At 67.0% G+C, this 2090-nt stretch carries 3 protein-coding genes; all 3 read right to left on the bottom strand.

The features are described from left to right. Positions 1-233: 233 nt before the first annotated feature. Positions 234-818, bottom strand: coding sequence for a DUF2911 domain-containing protein (locus VF794_RS06565; RefSeq protein ID WP_331108324.1), 585 nt, complete (start codon positions 816-818; stop codon positions 234-236). 71 nt (positions 819-889) lie between these two features. Next, positions 890-1468, bottom strand: coding sequence for a GNAT family N-acetyltransferase (locus VF794_RS06570; protein WP_331108325.1), 579 nt, complete (start codon positions 1466-1468; stop codon positions 890-892). A 53-nt stretch (positions 1469-1521) separates the two neighbouring features. Then, positions 1522-2090: hypothetical protein (locus VF794_RS06575; protein WP_331108326.1), on the bottom strand; the 569-nt coding region annotated here is incomplete at its 5' end.

Here is a 2090-nt window from a genome sequence, read left to right on the forward strand (position 1 = left end):
CATCGCGGGGAGGGATGCGAGGCTGTCGCCGGGGCCGGAGACGTTCTGGCGTCACTACCCGCGCGAACTCTGGCCCGCGGGGGTAGTTGCCAGCCCGGCCCAGGGGTGACAGGCGAGCCCGGCTCGCCAATCCACGGGGAAACCCTCAGGAGGACCGGATAGATCCGCGGGCGGACGGACGGTGGCCACCCGCCTGCTGCTGCTCACGCGGGGGCCAACGCAGCGGCGCGTGCTCAGCCCTTCTTCGCCGGACGTACGGGCACGGAGACCTGCGTATTCTCCCACGAGAAGTTCAGCGCGGTGCCCTTGTCATCAAAGGCAATCGTGAGGGCCTCGTAGGTGTCCGCGCTCTTCGTTACCGGCACCTCCACGCGCAGGACGTCATTGTCCTTGTTGTACTTGTAGGCGCCCCACTCGCCGACGTCCTTGTTGACGATGAGGGTCCACTTGTCCGCCTGGGGAATGGTGAAGAGCGAGTAGGTGCCCGCTGGGAGCCGCTTGCCCGCCAGCTCGAGGTCGCCCGTCGTGGTCAGCTCCGTGGCGGCGTTCGCGCCCAGGCGCCACACCTCGCCATAGGGGACCAGCTTGCCGAAGATGACGCGCTTCTGGCCCGTCTTCGGGTCCTGGATGCGAGGCGAGCCGTACGTCACCTTGACGTACGTGGTGTCATCCAGCTTCTTCGCCGCCATGGCCAGCGGGCTGACGGGAGCCTTCGCGGGCGAAATGGTCTTCTGCGCCAGCGCGGGCGTCGCGGCGAGGAAGACGAGCGCGGCCAGGGTCGTGAGGTTCAGGTGCGACAGGAGTCGACGGTTCATCATGGGTAAAGCCCTCTGGGTGAAGAGAGAACGAAAGCAGCGCCAGACCGTACCATGCCGCCCATTGCCCGGAACTACCGCGCGCCGTCGCGCAGGCCCAGCACGATGACGGCCCACTCGTCCGTGGCGTCCCGGTATGTCTCGATGACCTCGAAGCCAACGCGGGCGTGGGCGCGCATCGAGCGCGTGTTGCGCGTGGCCACCTCCGTCACCGTGCAGTCGAAGCGCGCCCCATAGCTCGCGCGGTGCTCGCGGTAGAGCGCGTCGAACACGCCCTGGCCCCGGTACGCCTCGGCCACGCACACCTGGCCCATGATGTAATAGCGGTACTCGCGGAGTGGACGTCCGCGCCAGCTCAGCGTCTCCAGCAGCTGGAACATGGGCTCCAGGATGGGGACGAAGGTTCGCGCCTCCACCTGCATCACCAGCGCATAGCCGGCGATCCTCTCGCCATCCTTCGCGATGATGCTCGGCGCGAGCGCATGCATCCGCTCCAGCGCGTCCAGCGTGTGGGCCACGGTGACGAAGCCCTCACGCGCGGCCTGCTCGGGTGAGAGGTGGTCGCGCAGGTTGGCGGCCTGGAGCTGGAGGATCTGCTCCAGTTCCTCACGGCGCGTGACGAGGCAGGTCCGAGGCGGAGTCGGCGCGGTCATGAGGCCCGGTTTCTAATGCCGGGCTCCCCTCCTGTCACGCCACGACCTCGGTGTCAGCTCGTGGCCCGTCTCCGGGAGGGACCCTGGTTGGCCGACTTCAGCGTCCGCACCAGCACGAGCGCGGGCTGGATGAAGGACTCCAGGGCTTCGAGGCTCGAGGGGACACCGTACGTCTCCACCAAGAGCTGGCCCTGGCGGATGGCGAAGACCCGATAAGTCTTCGCGACAGTGAAGAGCTGATGCCGCACCTCCGGATGGCGCAGGAGCGTGGCGCTCTCGGGGTCGAGGTTCTTCAGATCGAAATACCGGTCGAACTCGTCATCGCCGAGCTCCTCGTCGGACCGACCGAAGAGCTTGAGGAACTTGTCCCCGAGCCCCTCGCGTTCCAGGAAGAGGCTCCGGGACACGACATCGCTCACACCGAGGAGAAGCACCGTCACGCTGCGGCGATTGTTTCCACTTCCGCGCTGTTCGACCTTCAGCTCGAGCTGCTGCCCCTCATACGTCCCCGAGATGTGCTGCCTGCTTGGGGCGAGGCTCAGACCGTGCCGGTGCGCGAAGGCTCTCCAGGCCTTGTACCGTTGGCGCAGGTTGTACAGGCTCGAGAAGATGCCGAGCCCGA

The sequence above is a fragment of the Archangium sp. genome (assembly GCF_036389735.1).
Taxonomy (GTDB): Bacteria; Myxococcota; Myxococcia; order Myxococcales; family Myxococcaceae; genus Archangium.